Genomic DNA, 16,308 nt, shown 5'->3' with positions numbered 1-16,308 from the left:
ATCCACCGGGATGACCATGCTCAACGCGATCGGATCTTCGCTGGTTGCTGTAACGGCATTTGGCCTCACGACAGCGCTCAGCTACGCGTTTTCGGGCCTGGTCGACTGGCCACTTGCGGCTTTGTTCATTGCCGGTGGTGTCGTCGGCGGGCTGATCGGCACGCGTATCGCCGGGCATCTGTCGAAACACAAAGGCGCCCTCAATATCGGCTTTGCCGCGCTGGTCATCCTGGTGGCCATTTATATGGGCGCCCAGACTGTGGGTAGCTTCACACACGTCTAGGTCAAGCCGCGAGTGATGGCGCCAAGCCAAAATTGGGATGCCGGTTCGTTGTTTGAGGATCGGGCAACAGAACTCCGAATCTGTTTCAGAAAGCAGGACAAAGCCGGTACGTGACCCACATCGTCTGCTCGCATTGCGGCGCGACCAACCGCATCCCGGACGATCGCGACCTCGCGTCGGGCAAATGCGGCCGGCAGCTTTTCGAGGGTCAACCGGCGGATGTGTCCGCAGCGATCCTTGAGAAGCATATCGCCAAGTCCGACATTCCAGTCCCTGTCGATGTCTGGGCGCCGTGGTGCGGGTTTTGAGATGTTCGAATCCGGCTGTAAACGGCCTGAATGGGTCGGTTGCTGCCGGATCGCCCTCAAACATGACTATGAGCCTCATACAGCCCAGCGGCGTCTGGTGTACCCACTGGCCCGACATTTTTCGTTGCACCAAATCCGAAGCACACCAAACCTAGCGTGAATAGCCAACCGAGCAGTGGAACGATGCCGATCAATGCAGCTAGCACAATCGCCGTGGCAAGCACCCCGAATCGCCGGGCGTTGGTATTGACGGCTAGGAACCGCCCAAAGATTCGCAGGGTAAGGAGATAGCAGCCGGCAAGATAAGCCAAACTGCAGGCCAGGAAGACAAAGATCAGGACAATCGGAACTGCCAGCAGGCCAATAACGGTCATGGCTGCGACAATGGTGAGGCCGAGCACGGATGAGAACACCAGTATGCCGTAGCCGAAAGTTTTGAAGGGACGTAGGGACGAATTCGATTGTGCCCTGGCAACAGCCTTCGGCGCCCAGACGATGAGGGCTGCCCCAACGACGAACAGCACCAGCAGCCATATGCCCATTGCCCAGATCGCCGGCCAGAAGCTTTTGACGACACCGTCGGCGGTCTTGCCGGCCTCGTTGACATAGTTGGGAGCGTCGGCCAGCTGAAACTTGACCCGATCGGCGGATGCCACCGACACGGGAACATCAATCGGCTTTGGGGCTCGGATAGTGAGCACGCCGCCGACCTTGGCGCCCGGCCCAAAGACGATCGCTTCACCATAAAAGCTGAAGTCGCCAGCTATTGTTGTGTCCAACGTCAACGTTTGCGCTGAAATCAGGGCCGACCCACTAACTGGAGCCGAAAGCAAGATAGTTGCGCCGGCGAGACGGAGGTTGGCCGCAATGGAACTGGTGGAAGATAAGGTAATGGTATTGCCCGCGGCGGTCATATCGCCACCTATCGGCGCCGTGGCGGTCACCCCGTATCCGGCGGCATAGAGATCGCCGGACACCGGCGCAGCTGCGGAAACGTGAAACCCGGCGAGATGGGCATCGCCGGTAATCGGCGCCTGCAGTGAGACGTCGTTGCCAGCGACAAAGGCATCATGGGTTATGGCAGTTGCAACAGTCGGGTTCCGGCCTGCCAGATACAGGTCTCCGCCGAGCTCTAGTCGAACGTCTTCGGCGATCGATGGCATAGTTAGAGCGAGCGTCGCGCTCAGCACGATCCAGGCAATATGGCGGTGCATGTCAATTCCGATCAATTGTGTGAGCCGATGAGCCCGTTGCGCTGATCAATGGAACGCCAGCCCCTTTAGACTAGCGGGGTTGGTCAAATGCGGCAGGGTCGGAAACTACCCAGGCCTACCGGGGTCTGTGAGTAAGTTCCGACGCTGCCACTGGCCGACAAATGCGGGATACTGAAGCGTCAAGACGCGACGCCGGTATGGGCCGGTCGCCATCGCAGGAGAGTGCAGGATGAACATCCCGCTGATCGGTATCGCCGTCGCTGTCGCTCTTTTAGTCCTTGTCCAAGTTGTAGCCTCGCGCCAGTTCGCTGGAAAAATTGCGGGACTGCGGCAGTCGGCAGTGGCTGAGCAGGGGCCAGTGGCAGGGGTGCGTAGCGTACCACCCGAAATCATGGTCGGGTTCGCGGAACGGAGCGGCGCCACAGTTGGCGGACCTTCGACGATGATGGCCCGGCAAAACGCGGAAATGCGGTTGGCTCCGGATCAGCCGTTCTTCCCCCTAGTCGCAACCCAGCTTTCGGGCACGCGCACGCCCGCTTTTGTCTGGGAGGCGACCGCAACAATGGCCAAGGTCGTGCCGTTGCACATCGTTGATTCCTATACCGGAGGTCGTGGCCTTCTTGAGGTGAAGATCGCTGGATCCATTCAGGTGGCGGGCGGGACGGGACCAGATACCGACAAAGGGGAAATGATGCGGTTTCTGGCGGAACTGGCTTGGAATCCTGAGGCGATCCTGAACGCGTCCGGCTTGAGCTGGCGGCAAATTGATATGCTGACGGTGGAGGTCTCCGCGCCTACATCGGCAGGCGTTGCCAGGGTTCGTCTTCTATTCGACGCCGAGGGCGATATCGTCGCAATCGAAGCAGACGACCGTCCCTTTTTGGTTGGTGGCAAGTCCGTGCCAACGCGCTGGATCGGCCGGTTTGGCGACTATGCGAGCTTTGGCAGGTACCGCCTGCCGCGCCACGGCGAAGTTGCCTGGGTGTTGCCCGCTGGCGAGTTTTTATATTGGCGCGGCGATGTCGCCGCATTCGAGCCGATGCGGTGATCCTCTCAGGCAACGGGCGTGGCGGCGATGACAAGTCGTGCCAAGGCAGGCAATGATCTGGTACCGGTGCGCAGCATGATTGCGGCTCGATGATTTTCCACCGTCCGTTGGCTGATGTGCAGATCGGCAGCGATGTTCTTGCTGGGGTGCCCTGCAAGCACCAGATCCATGATCTGTCGCTGACGTCTGGTCAGGCCGGCCAGGTGGCCAATGGCGTCGTCGCGCCAGCCCGATGCCTTGGTGGCGTCGCGCGATTGCTCGATGGCGCGTCTGACACTGGCAATGAGTTCGTCGCCGCCGACCGGCTTTTCGATGAAATCCATCGCCCCTGCCTTCATCACGTCCACTGCCATGGTGACGTCGCTACTGCCGGTGATCATGATGGTGGGCAGGCTATAACCCTTGGCGCGCAATTGGCGGATCAGCTCGATGCCGCTCATGCCGGGCAGATAGGCGTCCACCACCAGGCATTCGTCGCCGGTGGGCACATAGGCTCCCAGGAAGGCCTCGGCGGTGCCGTAATCGAGCGCGTGCAGACCGTTTTGCTCGAGCACGGCCAGGATTGTCGAGCGAACCAAAGGTTCGTCATCCACAATGTAAATGGTCGAACCTTCATGGGCTCGCGGCTGTACGGCCTCGGATACCAGAGGCTCATCGTGACGACAGCGGGCAAGCGCACTCTCAATTGCAGCAATGAGTTCTACGGTTTTAACCGGCTTGTTGAAGTGCAGACAATCCTGCAGTCCAATGTGCTGCAGCGTATCGGTGGAGATGTCTCCTGTCAGAACGACTGCCGGGATGTCTCGCTTCAGGATGGCGCGGATATCGGTGATTACCTCGATGCCGTCCATTCCGTTGGGCAGGTTGAAATCGGCCAGAACGAGGTCGGGCCGAAAATGCCTTTCACCCACCAGATCGATCGCCAGCGGACCATCGGCTGTCGACATCACTTCATGGCCCTCAGACATCAGCAACATGACAGTCAGATCGCGAATTTCGGGATCATCCTCGACCACCAGAATTTTTGCCGAGGGCCTGGTGGGTTTCCCCGAGTTCGTCCCCGTTATATCGACCGGCGCCACCACAACCGCAGTTTGCTTTGCCCTCGTAACCTCGATTGCAAAACACGAACCCTTGTTAGGCCGCGACCGCACAGTCACATTGTGGTCGAGCAAATCGCCCAGTCGCTTGACGATGGACAGCCCGAGGCCCAGCCCTTGGCTGCGTTCGCGGGCATCGTTGTGTAACTGGTGGTATTCGTCGAAAATGGCCTCCAGTTCGCGCTTAGGAATGCCAATTCCGGTATCAAGAATCTCGACATTGATGGTGTCCCGGTGCCGGCGACAGCCTAGAACCACCTTGCCGCTCTTGGTATATTTGAGCGCGTTGGACAGCAGATTGCGCAGCATCTGCTCAAGCAGATGTGGGTCACTGAATACCACAAGTCGTGAAGGGATGACCCGCAATACCAGCCCCTGCGACTGGGCCACATAGGTGAACTCGCCCCTGAGCCGCCGCAGGATATTGTCGATCGGAAAGGCGGCCTTGCTGGCCTGCACTGTACCGGCTTCGATCTGGTTGATGTCGAGCAGGGTGTTGAGCATGCCTGACATGGCGCCAACCGTATCGTCCAGTCGCGCCAACAGCTTTTTCGAGCTTTCATCGTGGATGGCTTTGGAGAGCATGCCTTGCACGAGCTTTAGCGATTGCAGTGGCTGGCGCAGATCGTGGCTGGCAGCAGCGAGAAAGCGCGATTTTGCCACGTTGGCGGTGCGGGCCTTATGCTCGGCGGCTTCGAGCGCCTCGGCGGTGTGGCGCCGCTCCGTGATATTGGCGAAGGTGATGACGACGCCTTCAACGCTCCCGTCTTCGGCGCGATAGGGCAGGATGCGACGAATGAACCAGGCCCCCGTCCGCGCTTCGATCTCACGCTCGATCGGTGTGCGCGATTTCATCACCGCAGCCGCATCCGTCAGCATGGCGCTGTCAGTGGCCAAGGCATTCAAGTCCGCCAATGGCCGCCCGATGTCCCCCGGAATGACATTGAACAACGCCCTGGTCGCAGGCGTGAAGAAGCGGATATTGAGCTTGGTATCGAGGAAGATGGTTGCCAGATCGGTGCTGTACAGCACGTTCTGCAGGTCATTAGAAGTGGTACGCTGGCGCTCGAGCGTTTCCTGCAACTGGCTATTGAGAGCAGTCAGCTCCTCGTTGAGCGACTGAAGCTCCTCCTTGGAGGTCAGCAGTTCCTCATTGGTTGATTGATACTCTTCGTTGACCGAGAGGGCTTCTTCATTGATTGCCTTGTGCTCCTGGCTCGAACTTTCAAGATCGTGCAGGGCGTCCTGCAAGTCGGCCTTGGTAGCCTCCAGTTCGCGCTCCATATCGGCCAGGCCGTCAACAGCGTTCCGGCCGCGCTTGGCCATAGGTTGCACTGCATGGCTGTCGACAAAACAGATCAGCAAGAGGTCGGCCCCCTCATGGCTCACTGGCTGTACGTCGATGTTGAAAGGAACCTCGAAATCGCGGGACTTGCCGCCGGCCGCTACGATCCGGGCATTGCCCTCGCGTACCTTTTGTAAGGTTGCGCGCAGTTTGAGTTTGAGGCCCGGTGCTGCCATTTCCAATAGATCGGTGGTCGGGTATCCGGGCGCGATGCGCAGATAGTGATCGGTCGGTCCCATTGAAAAGATGCAGGCATTTTGCGCGTCAATGAGCACTGCCGCTGGGGCATAACGGTCCATCACCAGGCGGCGACAGAGTTCAGCGAGGGAAATCTGTTTGGCTGTCCCGGCGGGGGGTGTTGCGGCGCCTGCGGCTTGGGGCTTGGCACTCATGGTCACACCGATCTCTGCGGGCCTCACACGGCCGATTTGGCGATATAGCTTTTCCGGCTTGGAAATGAGTTCGAACCCGGACTCGACGCCGCCCACGGTTTCGGCGGCCCCAAGAAAGAGGATGCCGTCCTTGCGGAGGGCGAAATGGAACAGGGAGATGACCTTGCCCTGTGCGTCCGGGCTGAGATAAATCAGCAGGTTGCGACAGGAGATGAGGTCGAGGCGCGAGAACGGTGGATCACTGAGTACGTTCTGGACCGAAAAGGCGACCATCGCCCGCAATTTTGGCAGCACGCGATAGTGGTCGTCTTCTCTGAAAAAGAAGCGTTTCAAGCGGGCCGGCGACACGTCCGCAGCAATTGCTTTTGGATACAGACCCTCACGCGCTGTGGCGATAGCGTCGGCATCCGCATCGGAGGCGAATATCTGAACGGCAATGGGTTTGCCCGATGCCGCTATGGCTTCGTCAAACAGCATGGCCATTGAATAGCTCTCTTCGCCTGAACTGCATCCGGCAGTCCACACGCGCAGCTTTTGGTTTGGAACGGCGTCGGCAATGAGCTTGGGGATGATCTTGTCGGCAAGGTAGTCAAAGACCTTGGCGTCGCGAAAAAAGCTGGTGACATTGATCAACAGGTCGCTGGCCAGTTGCTCCTGCTCGGCGGCGTCGCTGCGCACCAGTTCTAGATATTTTCCCATGGCACCTGGCAAGAGACCTACTAGTGCCATGCGGCGTTCAATGCGCCGCCGCACGGTCCCTTGTTTGTAGGGGCCGAAGTCCTGCGTACTGCCGATCTTGAGGGCTTGGATGATGTCGCCTAGTTCATCAGGAGGCATATCGTGTTCGGTAGACTTGCTCATGACTCGCTTGTGGAGTGTCCGAAGGAGTTGGAGGATCGCTGCAGGTATCGCGGCCGCCGTTGCGACGCGGTCGATGGAGCCCGTGGCAATCGCGTTCAACGGCATGGCGTCGTAGCCCGCCTCGGTTGGCTCCTGCGCTATGCAAATCCCGCCGGCACGCTTGACCGCCTTTACCCCAGCACTTCCGTCATTCCCGGTTCCGGACAGGACAACCGCAGCGGTTTGCCGGCCATGGTTGCGTGCCAGCGAGTCCAGCAACATGTCAAAAGGCATGCGTGCGCCGTGATGATCGGGCGGCTTTTCCAGATGCACAATGCCCCCTGCCACCGTCAGGTAGGCACCGGGCGGAATGACATAGAGATGGTCGGATTGCAGCGTCGCCCCCTCGCTGGCCTGCTCGACGGTCAGGCCGGTCTTGTTCGCGAGCAACTCCACCATCAGGCTGTCGTGGTTTGGATCGAGGTGCTGCACCAAGATGATTGCAATGCCCTGGCCAAGGGGCATAGCGGCGACAAGCCGCGTGCAAGCGTCCAGCCCGCCAGCTGACGCGCCAATGGCAACGAACAGCCTCGCTGCCGGTGACGCGGTTATGCCATCGTCATCCGGGGGTCGTCGCGGTTCGGTTTTGGTAGAAGCTCGTTCAGCCACGCTCGCACCCCTCTCTGAGGGTTGTCGTCATCGGCTCGTGGCAAGAAACACATTTTCTGGCATTAGGCTCCCATTGATTTCATGGGTGCAACGGATCGGCCTTGATCTATCTCAACGCACGAAGCGCATTAACGATCACTGCAACGTCGATAACCTCCTGCAACAGCGCCCCCTGCACTGGAGGCAGGTAGCCAAAGGCCGCCGCGATCATCGCGGCAACGGACAGACCCAGCCCGACAAAGACACTCTGCAATGCAATGGTTCTGGTGCGCCTGGCGATGACGACCGCTTTCGCCAATGGCGCCAGTTCGTCAACCAGCACCACGACGCCCGCTGCTTCTGAGGACGCTGCAGTACCACGCGCGCCCATGGCAACTCCGACATCCGCCGCAGCGAGGGCAGGGGCATCATTGACCCCATCGCCGACCATCATCACCGGACCGTTCGCCACCTCGCGCTGGACGGCAGCCACCTTTTCCTCGGGTTTGAGCTGCCCGAGTGCGAGATCGACACCCAGGTCGGCGCCAACGGCGGCGGCAATATCGTTACGGTCGCCCGACGCCAGTACGATCCGCGCCACGCCGGCCTTGCGCAGGGCATCCAATGCTTGCCTGGCATCGGGCCGAACGCGATCCTGCAGGACAATCAGCCCGGCAAGCTCGCCGTCCACGCCGACGGATACCGACATGGCAGCGTTGGGAACCGTCTCAAGCAGATCGTCGTTCCCGGGTTGGGAGCGGTTTCGGACATAGCCGATGCCACCGACTGCAATCCGCCGCCCGTCGATCAATCCTTCGATCCCCTCGCCGGGCGTCTCAGTCACTTCGGTGGGAGATGAGAGGTGAAGCCCTTTGTCGCGTGCCGCCAGGATCAACGCTGCGGCGACGACATGTCCAGATGCCTGGTCAAGACTGGCTGCCAGGCGCAGGATATCATCAGGCGTGAAGCCCGGAGCGGTGCGGATATCCGTGACTGCTGCCTGGCCGTGCGTCAGTGTTCCGGTCTTGTCGAGAATAGCTGTTTTGACCTGAGCCAGGGTCTCCAGCACCCCGCCGCCTTTGATCAGAACGCCGATGCGGGCAGTGCGTGACATGCCAGAAATGATGGCGACAGGAACAGCAAGGATCAGCGGGCAGGGCGTTGCGACGACAAGTACCGCAAGGGCGCGCAACGGATCGTTGGTGAGAAGCCAGGATGCCGCAGCGAGAGCGACCGTAAAGAACAAAAAGCCCATCGCATAGCGATCGGCCAGCCGAGCCATGGGCGCCTTGCTATCCTGCGCAGCCTCTACAAGCCGGACAATCCCGGCATAAGTGCTTTCTGCCGACGGCCGGCTGGCGACGAGATCGAACGGCGGTCCGACCGAAGTTGACCCGCTCAAGACCTCGCCGTTCGTTTCAACTTGAACCGGAACCGATTCCCCGGTGAGGGCCGACAGGTCAAGTTGGGCGGCGCCGGCGACATGCCCGTCCACAGGCAGCACTTCGCCCTGCCGGATGAGCAGGCGGTCGCCGGGCAGGATGTCGGTGATCGGTACCTCGGCAAGCCGGGTGCCGCTGTAGCGCATTGCCGTATGGGCGACCCTGCCCAGCAAAGCGGACATTTCCTTGCGGGCGCGGCCTGCGGCGAAGGTTTCGAGCAATTGTCCGCCCGAATACATCAGCGCAACGACGTTGCCCGCGAGTGGTTCGCCAAAGGTCAGTGCGGCGGACATGGAGAGCGCGGCAACGACGTCGAGCCCGACGTCCCCGCGCCGGAGGGATAGGATTATTTGTGCGATCAGGCCAATCAAGACTGGGCCGGTACCAAGGCTCCACGCAATCCCTGCCGATCCAGGAGGGCCAAACAGCGAAAGACCGATGCCGCTGGACAGGCCCAAAACGGCAATAGCAAGCAGCGCATTGCCCCGGTGTCGTTTGAAAACCTCCAAGAGTGTTGCCATCGTCAAGCGCCTCAGGTTTGGCTGCGCCAAATGGTGCAGCCTACGATTTGAGTGTGTCTCAACGCCGACAGGGGATCGTTGATCTGGCGCAAGCCATCCGCGACTAGGCGGCGCTTGCCGTTATCGGGGATGCCACCAACGCGGCGTGAACGTCTAGCGTGCTGGGGTTGGACGTTCCCAGAATGGCCTTGGCACGGGCCACCTCCTCGGTCGTCCCATGTGCCATGACGACAAAACCATCGGCCTCGATGGCCGATTCGTAGCGGACGACGCTATCTTTGGGGATGCCGATGCTATAGAGCGCCGCACCCAGCGCACTGAGGCCGCCAACCACAACGGCACCTTCGATCGCCGCCATGATGCTCGTGGCCACGTATCCCAGGGCAATGATCGGCCCGATAACGGGGGTGACCAGAAACAGTCCACCGAAGAACAGTGCCCATAGCGCGCCCCAGACTGCGCCGCGCGACCCCCAGAACTGCACGCGATCGGCCATGTTATAAAAGCCGACGACCTTTTCGTCGGTGTGAAAGCCTTTGCCGACCACGCTCAGCTTTTTCATATCAAACCCGGCGGACGTCAGTTTTTTGATCGCGCTCTCCGCGTCGGCATGCTGTTCAAAAACGGCAACGGCAGCATCGGAATGGCTCATATGAAGCTCCTGTAAAAATATTGGCGGTGAAATGAACGATGCCGGATGCGCCGTTCACGACGTAAAACACCGCTACCGCCCGAAACCTGAGCTAACCGGCTAAGCGGCCCCGCGTCAGGATCGGAAAATACTCAAACCCCCGATTAGACCGCCTGCCTGTTCTGCCTTCAGTTGTGCATGCGTTCAGCAGTACGGAAATACCTGCGACCATGCGCGACGATTTGCGCGTCGGTGGGATGGTCCATTGCCTCGACCGCCCAGACTTTGGCATCAAGGCGCGGAAACTTGTCGCGCAGGAAGTTCGAGAATTCGGTGCGAGCCTGGCCCGGCCCGACGATCATGATGCCTTTTGCTGATGCCAGCGTTTGTGCCACCTCACCCAGAAATGTCTGCTGTGCAGCGTCGTCACGTCGGTCGGCGTGTTCACTCTTGCGGTGCAGATGGTGCTGCGGCGCGTCATCGTGGATCACCTGCTCGGTGGCTTCCTCTAGCCCAATATGAAAAATCCGGGCCTGTTGGTGGTCGATCCAGACCAGCGCGTGGGTGTGCATTTGGAAATCCTCAAGTGGGCGCCGATCTCGCGTAGCCGAAGATTCAACTAAGCGCGCGGCAAACACTCAAATGGAACCGCTCTGAGCCGCAGCGACAGCGTCGGAAACTACCCATGGGTCAATCGGCCCGGAGACTATCCTGCCGTGCGGATGAGTACATTCCGTGGCTGATGCTGGCCGGCGATAGGCGCCTAAGTTCGGAGACCAAACCGATCCTTGGTTTGCTGGAGTTCAGCCGGTGCAATTTACCCACAATACCCTCTCGGAAAATGTCCGGGCGCAATCCGTCGAGGTGCTCAACAAGCATCTGGCGGCGGCAATCGATCTGCACGGCCAGCTCAAGCAGGCGCACTGGAACGTTCGTGGGCCGGGCTTCATCGCCGTGCACCAACTTTTTGATACTGTTGCCGAGCAGGTCGAGGCCTATTCGGATCAATTGGCCGAACGGGCCGGTGGGTTGGGTGGTACCGCCCATGGTACCGTGCAGATTTCGGCGAAGCGCTCATTCCTAGTGCCCTATGATCTCGGCATAGCCAGCGCTGACGAGCACGTGTTTGCAGTGTCTTCGGCACTGGCCGCATTCGGTCAATCGACGCGCGAGGCCATCGGCCTGGCGGCGGCGTTTGGCGATGTGGATACCGCCGATCTGTTTACCGAAGTGTCGCGCGGCATCGATCAGCACCTCTGGTTCGTCGAATCCCAACTGGCGCCAAAGGGTGACGCCCGGGCCACTGGCAAATGAGAAAGATTGTGCATCTGCCGTTCCCGTCAAAATCAGCTTTTCTCGCGCCGCTGCCCGGCAAGGCTCCGACTACTGAAAAAAGCGGCGATCGCGTTGCCGAGCAGCAGATCGCGCAGGACTCGTGGAGCCGGCCCGGTAATACGGCGCCTGACAGATCATGACAAAGTTGCGGGTTCTGCTGGTTGAGGACGAGGGCATGATTGTCATGGCTTTGCAGGAAATCCTGGAGGGAATGGGCCACGAAGTGTGTGCCACGGCCTCGACGGAGGCTGATGCAGTTGCCGCCGCCTATCATTTCCATCCGGACCTGATGATTGTCGATGGACGGCTGCGCATCGGTAGCGGCATTGCCGCCATGCGTAAAATCCTGACCAAGCGTCACGTTCCCCACATTTATGTCAGCGGCGACAGCCTCGTGGCTGAAACCCTGGAGCGCGGTGCGGTCATCATGCGCAAGCCCTTCAGCGACGCGGATCTGACGCGGGCGATTGCCAAGGCACTGGCCGCGCCGTCCCAGCATACCGCGTCCGGCGGCAACCCACAGAGTCAACTGTCATGACCGCCATCGATTCAAGCGCCGTGCCGTCCGACAAAGCTGCCGGTGAAAAAGGCAATCTCGGACTGAGCGCCCTGACCGCAGTGGTCATCGGATCAATGATCGGCTCAGGTGTATTCAACCTGCCGCAGAACATGGCGGCCGGTGCCGGACCCCTCGCCATCATTATTGGCTGGGCGATCAGCGGTGTCGGCATCCTGGCGCTGGCACTGGTTTACCAGGGCCTATCCACCCGCAAGCCGCAGCTCAATTCCGGACCCTATGCTTACGCCAAGGCGGGGTTCGGGCCGTTCATAGGCTTCAACAGCGCCTGGGGCTATTGGCTGTCGGCTTGGATCGGTAACGTCTCCTACGCCGTCGTGATGTTCAGCGCCCTCTCATACTTTTTCCCGTTTTTCGGGGAGGGCAATACCTGGCAATCCCTCATCGGCGCCTCGGCTGTCCTGTGGGCGATCCATTGGCTCATCCTGTCTGGCGTACGGCAGGCGGCATTTATCAACATCATCACGACCATCGCCAAGGTAGTGCCCATTCTGTTGTTCATCGCTGTTGTCGTGGTTGCCTTCCGGATCAACGTCTTCACGCTGGATTTTTCCGGCATGGCGACCCCAGAACTCGGCTCGGTACTCGATCAGGTCCGCAGCACGATGCTGGTCACGCTGTGGGTGTTTATCGGCATTGAGGGCGCCAGCGTTGTCTCGGGCCGGGCCCGCAAGCGCCGGGATATCGGGTTGGCCACGTTTGCCGGGTTCGTAACGACGCTATCGATCTATGCCCTGGTCTCGCTGCTCTCGCTCGGCGTGATGAGCCGCCCCGAACTGGCCGGGCTCAAGAACCCGTCCATGGCGGGCGTGCTTGAACACGTCGTCGGTTCCTGGGGCGCAATTCTGATCAGCGTTGCCCTGGTGGTTTCGGTGCTGGGAGCATTCCTGGCCTGGACCCTTCTGGCAGCAGAAGTGCCCTATGTCGCCTCCCGTGACGGCACCATGCCGAAGTTTTTCGGCGGCGAGAACAAGAGCGGTGCCCCGGCCACGTCGCTGTGGATCACCAACGGGCTAGTCCAGCTGTTTCTGGTCCTGACGCTGCTGGCCAATAGCACCTATCTGGCGCTGTTGTACATCGCCTCCACTGCCATCCTGGTGCCCTACATCTTCTCGGGCGCTTATGCCCTGAAGCTGGCGCTGACCGGGGAAGCCTATGCCCCCGGCGAACGTCGAACCCGCGATCTGATCGCCGGCGGCGTGGCCACCCTTTATGGGGTGTGGCTGGTCTATGCGGCAGGTCCGACCTATCTGCTGATGGCCGCCATGCTCTACGCGCCGGGCATCATCATCTATGTCTGGGCGCGCCGCGAAAATGGCCAGAAGACTTTCACCATCGCCGAAATGGTGATGGCCGCCGGCCTCGTCATAGCGGGGGTCGTCGCCGCCTACCTGATCTGGAACGGTACCATCAGCCCCCTCTGACCACAGGACTTTTCATGTCTCAACTCGGTGCTTTCTCCGAGGTTGGCCGGCTTCGCGAAGTCATGGTCCACCGCCCTGATCTCAGCCTGCAACGCCTGACGCCGGACAATTGCCAGGCGCTGCTGTTCGATGACGTGCTGTGGGTAAAAAAGGCCCGGCAAGAGCATGACGTCTTCGTCGATACCTTGCGCGAACGGGCAGTCCGTGTGCTGGACCTTGGCGAGATGCTGGCCGAGACCCTGGCCATCCCGGCTGCCCGTAGCTGGCTGCTGGATCGTCGGGCGGACGCCGCCGCTTTGGGATCGGACCTGGTCGGCGAGATGCGTGGCTGGCTCGATGAGATGCCGGCGATCGATCTAGGGCGCTACCTGATCGGCGGCATCGCACGCGCTGAACTGCCCTTCAAGCCCACAGGGCTTGCCGGCCGGACCATGCAGCCGCAGGACTTTGTTTTGCCGCCGCTGCCCAACCAGTTGTTCACGCGCGACAGCTCATGCTGGATCTACGGCGGGGTGACGATCAACGCCATGTATTGGCCGGCCCGGCGGCCCGAAGCGGTCAATCTGGCCGCCGTCTACAAATTCCACCCGCACTTTGCCGATGCCAGTTTTGAAACCTGGTGGGATGGTGCCGATACCGCGCCGGGCATCGCCACGCTCGAAGGGGGTGACGTCATGCCGTTGGCCAATGGGGTCGTGTTGATCGGCATGGGCGAACGCACCACCCCGCAAGCGGTCTCGATGCTGGCCGCCAGATTGTTTGCGGTCGGTGCTGCCGAACGGGTCATTGCCGCACTGATGCCGCGTGACCGTTCGTTCATGCATCTCGACACCATCTTCACCTTCTGCGACCGCGACCTCGTGACGATCTATCCACCCGTCGTCGATCGCATAACGGCTTACTCGTTGCGGCCGGGAATGGTGCCGGGCAAAGTCGACATCGTTGCCGAGACAGACAGCTTCATCGAGGTGGTGCGCAAGGCTCTCGGGCTAGAAACGCTGCGCGTCATCGCCACGGGCGGCGACGGCTATGAGGCCGAACGCGAGCAATGGGATGACGGCAACAACCTGCTGGCGATCGAGCCCGGCGTGGTCATCGGCTACGACCGCAATGTCTATACCAACACCATGCTGCGGCGGGCCGGGGTCGAAGTGATCACCATCGAAGGCTCCGAACTGGGCCGGGGCAGGGGTGGCAGCCACTGCATGTCCTGCCCGATCAGCCGCGACCCTCTCTGACCAGGAAAACACTATGCCCATCAACATCCGCGGCCGCAGCGTCCTGACGCTCGATGATCTTTCACCCCGGGAAATCCGGTTTCTGCTGCAACTGGCCAATGAACTCAAAGCCGCCAAATCGGCCGGCACGGAGCAGCCCTTACTCAAGCGACGCAACATCGCGCTGATCTTTGAAAAGGACTCCACGCGGACCCGCACCGGTTTTGAAGTCGCCGCCTACGATCAGGGCGCACATGTGACCTATCTGGGACCGACCGGCAGCCAGATCGGCCACAAGGAGTCGATGAAGGACACGGCGCGGGTGCTGGGGCGGGTTTATGACGCCATCGAGTATCGCGGCGCCGGACAGGTCAACGTTGACATCCTGGCGGCCAATGCCGGGGTGCCGGTCTACAACGGGCTCACCGACCAGTCCCATCCCACCCAGACGCTGGCCGATTTCATGACTATGCGCGAATTCACCCACAAGCATCTGTCCGATTGCGTCGTGACCTTTTTGGGTGATGGCCGCAACAACGTGGCGCGATCGCTGGCGATTGGTGCTGCCAAGGTCGGCCTCGACATGCGCATCGCTGCCCCACGCAGCCTGTGGCCCGACGACATTTTTGTCGAGCATCTGCAGCAGGTTTCGCGCCAGAATGGTGGCTCGATCATGGTCACCGAACACATCCCCGAAGCCGTCGCTGGCGCCGACTTCCTTTACACTGACGTGTGGCTTTCCATGGGCGAAGACGAAGGGGCCTGGCCCGCGCGTATCCAGGCGCTGCTGCCCTATCGCATCACCACCGACATAATGGCTTCGACCGGTAATCCTTACGCCAAGTTCATGCACTGCCTGCCGGCCTTTCATAATGCCGACACCGAAGTGGGCGCCGACATTTTGCAGCGGTTCGGGCTCCACTGCATGGAGGTGACCGACGAGGTCTTCGAATCCGCCGCGTCCATCGTGTTCGACCAGGCGGAAAACCGCATGCACACCATCAAGGCGATCCTTGTCGCCACCATTGCGGGGTAGTCGCCATGAAAATTCTTGTAGCCTTGGGCGGCAATGCCCTGCTGAAGCGTGGCGAGCCGATGGACGCATCGACACAGTTCCGTAACGTGCAACATGCAGCCACGGCGCTGGTGCAACTCATTGGGGCCGGCCATGAGTTGATCATCACCCACGGCAATGGCCCGCAGGTCGGACTGTTGGCTCTGCAGGCGGAAGCCGGACCCGATGATGGCCGATATCCCCTTGATATTCTGGGAGCGGAAAGCCAGGGCATGATTGGCTATATGCTGGAGCAGGCAATGCGCAACCTGCTGCCCAAAGGCACCATTCTGGCAACGGTTCTAACGCAAACCCGGGTCGACGCAACCGATGTGGCATTTTCAAAACCGACAAAGCCCATTGGGCCGGTTTATGACGAGGCGACCGCACGGACATTGGAACGCGAACGCGGCTGGACTTGCGTTCGCGACGGCGCGGCCTGGCGCCGGGCGGTGGCGTCGCCAGAGCCGCTGGACATCATCGAACTGCCCGCCATTAGGCTGCTGCAGCGGGCCGGGGCGATAGTGATCTGTGCGGGGGGTGGGGGCATTCCCGTGGTGGCCCGGTCGAACGGACACCTCGCCGGGATTGAGGCAGTCATTGACAAGGACAAGGCCAGCCAGATGCTGGCGCAGGCGCTGAGCGTGGACCTGTTGCTGATGTTGACCGATGTCGATGCGGTTTACGTCAGCTATGGCGAAAACGACGCCCGCAGCATCGTGCGCATGGGGCCGGACCCCGATTTTGCTAATGCCCTCGATGCGGGCTCGATGGGGCCCAAGGTCGAAGCGGCCACCCGCTTTGCTATCGATACCGGCCGGGATGCCCGGATCGGGCGGACCGAAGATGCCCTGGCAATCGTGCAGGGTATGGCGGGTACGATCGTGCAGGCGCTCGATGTCGGCACTGAATACCGGGTTTAGGCGGGC

General features: G+C 60.7%; 14 protein-coding genes. 9 read left to right on the top strand and 5 right to left on the bottom strand.

The annotated features are described in order from the left end of the window. Together ABIT12_RS07310 and ABIT12_RS07305 are read left to right on the top strand one after the other, a co-directional pair. Positions 1-283, top strand: a 283-nt coding sequence (locus ABIT12_RS07310; RefSeq protein ID WP_348042521.1) for a sulfite exporter TauE/SafE family protein, incomplete at its 5' end; no start/stop codon positions are given. Between the two features lie 110 nt (positions 284-393). Then, positions 394-591: a hypothetical protein gene (locus ABIT12_RS07305; RefSeq protein WP_348042520.1), complete on the top strand. Its 198-nt coding sequence runs from the start codon at positions 394-396 to the stop codon at positions 589-591. A gap of 56 nt (positions 592-647) precedes the next feature. Here ABIT12_RS07305 and ABIT12_RS07300 read toward each other — a convergent pair whose 3' ends face one another. Continuing rightward, the gene (locus ABIT12_RS07300; protein WP_348042519.1) at positions 648-1,820 is read right to left on the bottom strand and encodes a hypothetical protein; all 1,173 of its coding nucleotides are present in this window, start codon (positions 1,818-1,820) and stop codon (positions 648-650) included. A 214-nt stretch (positions 1,821-2,034) separates the two neighbouring features. Between ABIT12_RS07300 and ABIT12_RS07295 the strand changes: the two genes are divergently transcribed. Beyond that, positions 2,035-2,853 (top strand): DUF6544 family protein, encoded by an 819-nt coding sequence (locus ABIT12_RS07295; RefSeq protein WP_348042518.1) that lies wholly within the window; start codon positions 2,035-2,037, stop codon positions 2,851-2,853. A gap of 5 nt (positions 2,854-2,858) precedes the next feature. On the opposite strand, the gene ABIT12_RS07290 is transcribed toward ABIT12_RS07295, so the two are convergent. The 4 genes from ABIT12_RS07290 to ABIT12_RS07275 all read right to left on the bottom strand — a co-directional run bounded on the left by ABIT12_RS07290 (position 2,859) and on the right by ABIT12_RS07275 (position 10,344). Next, the gene (locus tag ABIT12_RS07290) at positions 2,859-7,199 is read right to left on the bottom strand and encodes a CheR family methyltransferase (RefSeq protein ID WP_348042517.1); all 4,341 of its coding nucleotides are present in this window, start codon (positions 7,197-7,199) and stop codon (positions 2,859-2,861) included. Positions 7,200-7,305: 106 nt separating this feature from the next. Then, the gene (locus ABIT12_RS07285) at positions 7,306-9,141 is read right to left on the bottom strand and encodes a heavy metal translocating P-type ATPase (RefSeq protein ID WP_348042516.1); all 1,836 of its coding nucleotides are present in this window, start codon (positions 9,139-9,141) and stop codon (positions 7,306-7,308) included. Positions 9,142-9,244: 103 nt separating this feature from the next. Further along, positions 9,245-9,793: a general stress protein gene (locus ABIT12_RS07280; RefSeq protein ID WP_348042515.1), complete on the bottom strand. Its 549-nt coding sequence runs from the start codon at positions 9,791-9,793 to the stop codon at positions 9,245-9,247. Positions 9,794-9,960: 167 nt separating this feature from the next. Further along, positions 9,961-10,344, bottom strand: a complete 384-nt coding sequence (locus tag ABIT12_RS07275; RefSeq protein WP_348042514.1) for a translational machinery protein — start codon at positions 10,342-10,344, stop codon at positions 9,961-9,963. A gap of 238 nt (positions 10,345-10,582) precedes the next feature. On the opposite strand from ABIT12_RS07275, the gene dps reads away from it, so the two are divergent. From dps to ABIT12_RS07245, 6 genes are all read left to right on the top strand, one after another. Next, positions 10,583-11,086, top strand: coding sequence for a DNA starvation/stationary phase protection protein Dps (gene dps, locus ABIT12_RS07270; RefSeq protein WP_348042513.1), 504 nt, complete (start codon positions 10,583-10,585; stop codon positions 11,084-11,086). Positions 11,087-11,243: 157 nt separating this feature from the next. Then, complete coding sequence (locus ABIT12_RS07265; protein ID WP_348042512.1) at positions 11,244-11,645, top strand: response regulator; 402 nt, start codon at positions 11,244-11,246, stop codon at positions 11,643-11,645. After that, positions 11,642-13,108: an arginine-ornithine antiporter gene (arcD, locus tag ABIT12_RS07260; RefSeq protein WP_348042511.1), complete on the top strand. Its 1,467-nt coding sequence runs from the start codon at positions 11,642-11,644 to the stop codon at positions 13,106-13,108. Before ABIT12_RS07265 ends, arcD begins: the two co-directional genes overlap by 4 nt. A 14-nt stretch (positions 13,109-13,122) precedes the next feature. Continuing rightward, entirely contained in the window at positions 13,123-14,346 is a 1,224-nt protein-coding gene (locus ABIT12_RS07255; RefSeq protein WP_348042510.1) for an arginine deiminase, read from the top strand. A gap of 13 nt (positions 14,347-14,359) precedes the next feature. Further along, positions 14,360-15,361 carry an ornithine carbamoyltransferase gene (argF, locus tag ABIT12_RS07250; RefSeq protein ID WP_348042509.1) on the top strand — a complete coding sequence of 334 codons (1,002 nt, stop codon included), beginning with the start codon at positions 14,360-14,362 and terminating at the stop codon, positions 15,359-15,361. Positions 15,362-15,366: 5 nt separating this feature from the next. After that, entirely contained in the window at positions 15,367-16,302 is a 936-nt protein-coding gene (locus ABIT12_RS07245) for a carbamate kinase (RefSeq protein ID WP_348042508.1), read from the top strand. The last annotated feature ends 6 nt before the right edge of the window (positions 16,303-16,308 follow it).

The sequence above is a fragment of the Devosia sp. genome (assembly GCF_039927955.1).
GTDB lineage: Bacteria > Pseudomonadota > Alphaproteobacteria > Rhizobiales > Devosiaceae > Devosia.
This window is presented reverse-complemented; position numbering and strand designations above follow the sequence as displayed.

Coding starts and splice junctions, on each gene's coding strand:
- ABIT12_RS07295 (WP_348042518.1), top strand. CDS start 2,035: ATGAACATCCCGCTGATCGGTATCGCCGTCGCTGTCGCTCTTTTAGTC.
- ABIT12_RS07285 (WP_348042516.1), bottom strand. CDS start 9,141: ATGGCAACACTCTTGGAGGTTTTCAAACGACACCGGGGCAATGCGCTG.
- ABIT12_RS07280 (WP_348042515.1), bottom strand. CDS start 9,793: ATGAGCCATTCCGATGCTGCCGTTGCCGTTTTTGAACAGCATGCCGAC.
- ABIT12_RS07275 (WP_348042514.1), bottom strand. CDS start 10,344: ATGCACACCCACGCGCTGGTCTGGATCGACCACCAACAGGCCCGGATT.
- ABIT12_RS07265 (WP_348042512.1), top strand. CDS start 11,244: ATGACAAAGTTGCGGGTTCTGCTGGTTGAGGACGAGGGCATGATTGTC.
- arcD (WP_348042511.1), top strand. CDS start 11,642: ATGACCGCCATCGATTCAAGCGCCGTGCCGTCCGACAAAGCTGCCGGT.
- ABIT12_RS07255 (WP_348042510.1), top strand. CDS start 13,123: ATGTCTCAACTCGGTGCTTTCTCCGAGGTTGGCCGGCTTCGCGAAGTC.
- argF (WP_348042509.1), top strand. CDS start 14,360: ATGCCCATCAACATCCGCGGCCGCAGCGTCCTGACGCTCGATGATCTT.
- ABIT12_RS07245 (WP_348042508.1), top strand. CDS start 15,367: ATGAAAATTCTTGTAGCCTTGGGCGGCAATGCCCTGCTGAAGCGTGGC.